This window comes from Immundisolibacter sp. (assembly GCF_041625615.1).
Lineage (GTDB): Bacteria > Pseudomonadota > Gammaproteobacteria > Immundisolibacterales > Immundisolibacteraceae > Immundisolibacter.
This window is the reverse complement of the sequence record NZ_JBFJTF010000184.1, coordinates 1-3,608: the sequence shown is the minus strand read 5'-3', so window position 1 is coordinate 3,608 and position 3,608 is coordinate 1. Positions and strand designations below refer to the sequence as shown.

The following is a 3,608-nucleotide window of genomic DNA, read 5'->3' as shown; positions in this document are numbered from 1 at the left end:
GGCGGGCGCTGGCGGCCGCCGCGGCCGTGCTGCGGGCGGGCGGCATCGTGGCGCTGAAGGGTCTGGGTGGATTCCAGCTGCTCACCGATGCCCGCGACCCGGCCGCCGTGGCGCGCCTTCGCGCCCGCAAGCACCGTCCGCACAAGCCACTGGCGGTGATGTTTCCGGACCTGGCGGCGGTCCGCGCGGCCTGCCGGACGGGCGCGGCCGAACAGGCACTGCTGCAGTCGCCCGCGGCGCCCATCGTGCTGCTTGATGCCCGGCCCGGCGCGCTGGCAGCCGATCTGGCGCCGGACAATCCCCGCCTGGGTGCCATGCTGCCGAGCACGCCGCTGCACGTGCTGCTGCTGCAGGAACTCGGCTTTGCGCTGGTCGCCACCAGTGGCAATGCGTCCGGCGAGCCGCTGTGCGCCGACAACGCGCAGGCACTGTCGCGCCTGGCGGGGATTGCCGATGCGTTCCTGCTGCACGACCGCGCCATCCTGCAACCGGTGGACGACTCGGTCGTGCAACGGGTGGCGGGGCAACCACAGACCCTGCGCCTGGCGCGCGGACTGGCGCCGCTGGCGCTCGCCCGCGAGGGTCCGGGTACTGTGCTGGCGCTGGGCGGTCACCTGAAGAACGCGCTGGCGGTGGGTGGCGCAGGGCGCATCGTGGTCGGCCCGCACCTGGGCGATCTGGACACCACCGTGGCCCAGGAGCGCTTCATGACCGCCACCGCGCGGTTGCCGGCGCTCGCCGGCGGTCAGCCGATGCGGCTGGCCTGCGACCTCCATCCCGACTATGCCAGCAGCCGCTGGGCGGCGGCCGACCCTCGGCCGCGACAGGCGGTGCAGCATCACCACGCCCACCTGGCGGCGGTACTGGCGGAACACGCCATTGCCGGCGAGGTGCTGGGCGTGGCCTTCGACGGCGCCGGCCTGGGCGCGGACGGTACCCTGTGGGGAGGCGAGTTTCTGCATGGCGACAGCCGGCAGGTGCGGCGTGTCGCGCGCTGGCGGCCGTTCCCGCTGCCGGGCGGTGAGCAGGCCGCGCGCGAGCCCCGGCGCAGCGCGTTGGGGCTGCTGTATGCCGCCTACGGGCGCGATCTTGGTGGGGAATCGCCGGATCTGCGCGACGGCGAGCAGCGCACCCTGCTGCAGGCGCTCGATCGCGGCGTCAACACGCCGTTGACCGGCAGCGTCGGGCGGCTGTTCGATGCCGTGGCGGCGCTGCTGGGCCTGTGTCAGGTGATGAGCTTCGAGGGCCAGGCGGCGCAGGCGCTGCAGGCAGCCGCCGAGCGGGCGCCGCGCCAGACGCCGTATCCTTTGGAGCTGGTGCACGACGGAGACGGCTGGCTGATCGACTGGCGCCCGATGCTGACGGCCCTGCTTGCCGAGCGTGCTGCCGGCCGGTCGGTAGCGCGGATCGCCGCGCGCTTTCACGCCACCGTGGCCGCGGCCGTGGTCGAGGTGGCGCAGCGACTGCACGCCGGGCGGGTGGTGCTGTGTGGCGGCTGCTTCCAGAACCGGCGGCTGCTCGGGGATACCCGCGCCGTCCTGGAAGACGCCGGCATCGCCGTGTGGTGGCCCGTGCGCCTGCCCCCGGGCGACGGGGCGCTGGCGTGTGGTCAGGCTGCGGTCGTCATGGCGCGGCCGGGCAAGACGGTACAAGGCCCCCTGGCGGGCGTCGACGGAGCGAACTGAACCATGTGTCTGGCCATCCCGGGACAGGTGCTCGAAGTGACCGACGGCGGCAGCCTGTTCGCCCGTGGCCGGGTGGATTTCGGCGGCGCCGTGCGTGAGGTGTCGCTGGTGTGCACGCCCGAGGCCCGTGTTGGCGACTGGGTGCTGGTGCACGCCGGGTTGGCCATCACCCGGATCGACGCCGAGGCCGCGACCGCGGCGCGCCGGGAACTGGCCCGGCTGACGCCGGATGGCTGAGACAGCAAGCAGGGGAGTCTGACGAGTGTTTTCGCGTGTCATGCGGGGGGCGTGGACCCGGCACGACTGGTTGTCGCCTGGTCGCTGGCGCCGCCGTTTGGTGTACTGGGGCGGCGCCGTGCTGGTGGGCCTGGCGGCGGTGGGTTTCGCCTGGCTGTGTGACGCGGCGTTCGACCTGTTCGAGCGGCTGCGCGCCCACCATCGCGGCTGGCCGCTGCTGGTGACACCGCTCACCTTCGTGGCGCTCGCCTGGGTGACGCAGGGGCGACTGGCCGCCACCCGCGGTTCTGGCATTCCGCAGGTCAAGGCAGCGCTTTCCAGCACCGACGGCGCCTGGCGGGCCGGCATGCTGTCGGTGCGCATGGCGCTGGCCAAGATGGGGCTCACCGTACTGGCGATGGGCGGCGGTGCCTCGGTAGGGCGCGAGGGCCCGACCGTGCACATCGGCGCCAGCCTGCTGTTCGCGGTCGGCCGGCGGTTCGGCTTCAACGATCCGGTGGTGAGCCGGCATCTGGTGCTGGCCGGCGCCGCTGCGGGTATCGCCGCCGCCTTCAACACGCCACTGGCGGGCGTGGTGTTCGCCATCGAGGAGATGGCCGGGGGATTCGAGGAACGCATGAGCGGCGTGCTGCTGACGGCGGTGATCGTCGCCGGCGTGACCGCCATCGGCCTGCTCGGCGACTACGCCTACTTCGGACACGTCGACGCGCTGCTGCCGCTCGGGGAGGCCTGGCTGGCGGTGCTGGTCACCGGCCTGCTGTGCGGTCTGGCGGGCGGCCTGTTCGCCCGGCTGATCCTGCTGCAACCGGTGCAGTGGCTGCAGCGCCTGCGCTTCGCCCGGGCGCGCAGCGGCCTGCTGCTGGCCGCCGGCTGCGGCCTGTTGGTGGCGGCGCTGACTGTGCTCGGCGGTCACGACCTGCACGGCACGGGCTACGCGCAGGCGCGCGCCATCCTGCAACAGGAGGCTGGGCAGGATTCGGGTGCCCTGTACGGACTGTTGAAGTTCGCCGCGAACGTCTTGTCATACTGGTCCGGCGTGCCCGGCGGCATCTTCTCGCCGTCGCTGGCGGTCGGTGCCGGGCTGGGGCAGGGACTCGCGCCATGGATACCCAGCGCGCCCGTGGCCACGGTGGTGCTGCTCGGCATGGCCGGGTACCTGGCCGGCGTGACCCAGGCACCCCTGACCGCCGCGGTGATCGCCCTCGAACTGACCGCCAACCACAGCATGGTCATTCCGATCATGGCCACCTGCCTTGTGGCACGTGGCGCGTCCACGCTGGTCTGTCGCAAGGCGGTGTACGGCGCCTTCGCCGACCGCCTGCTGGCCGACCATCGGCTCACCGCCACACCGGCGCGCGCGCCATGAGCAACGCCGACTACCGTGACCCGGCCGTCGTCGCGCGCCTGGCTCAGGCGATCGCTCGCACCGTCACCCGCCCGTGGACGGTGAGGGAGATCTGCGGCGGCCAGACGCATGCCATCCTCAGCGCCGGCCTCGACCGCCTGCTGCCGGAAGGCCTGACGCTGGTGCACGGGCCGGGCTGCCCGGTGTGCGTGACGCCGACCGGCGTGATCGACCAGGCCATTGCCCTGGCCGGCCGGGCGGAGGTGGTGCTGTGCTCGTTCGGCGACATGCTGCGCGTGCCCGGAAGCGGTGGCGACCTGCTGAGCGCCCGCGCCGCGGGC

At 73.3% G+C, this 3,608-nt stretch carries 3 protein-coding genes and 1 pseudogene; all 4 read left to right on the top strand.

Features of this window, described 5'->3' with window-relative positions:
* Positions 1-1,685, top strand: a 1,685-nt coding sequence (gene hypF / locus ABYX71_RS11090) for a carbamoyltransferase HypF (RefSeq protein ID WP_372696556.1), incomplete at its 5' end; no start/stop codon positions are given.
* Positions 1,686-1,688: 3 nt separating this feature from the next.
* On the top strand, positions 1,689-1,922 hold the full coding sequence (locus tag ABYX71_RS11085) for a HypC/HybG/HupF family hydrogenase formation chaperone (protein ID WP_372696555.1): 234 nt from the start codon (positions 1,689-1,691) through the stop codon (positions 1,920-1,922).
* A 100-nt stretch (positions 1,923-2,022) separates the two neighbouring features.
* On the top strand, positions 2,023-3,288 hold the full coding sequence (locus ABYX71_RS11080; protein ID WP_372696557.1) for a chloride channel protein: 1,266 nt from the start codon (positions 2,023-2,025) through the stop codon (positions 3,286-3,288).
* Positions 3,285-3,608: pseudogene (locus ABYX71_RS11075) on the top strand (hydrogenase formation protein HypD); the annotation flags it as partial. The gene ABYX71_RS11080 and the pseudogene ABYX71_RS11075, both read left to right, overlap by 4 nt.

Excerpts from the sequence above, each read along its gene's own strand:
- ABYX71_RS11085 (WP_372696555.1), top strand. The coding sequence starts at position 1,689 with ATGTGTCTGGCCATCCCGGGACAGGTGCTCGAAGTGACCGACGGCGGC.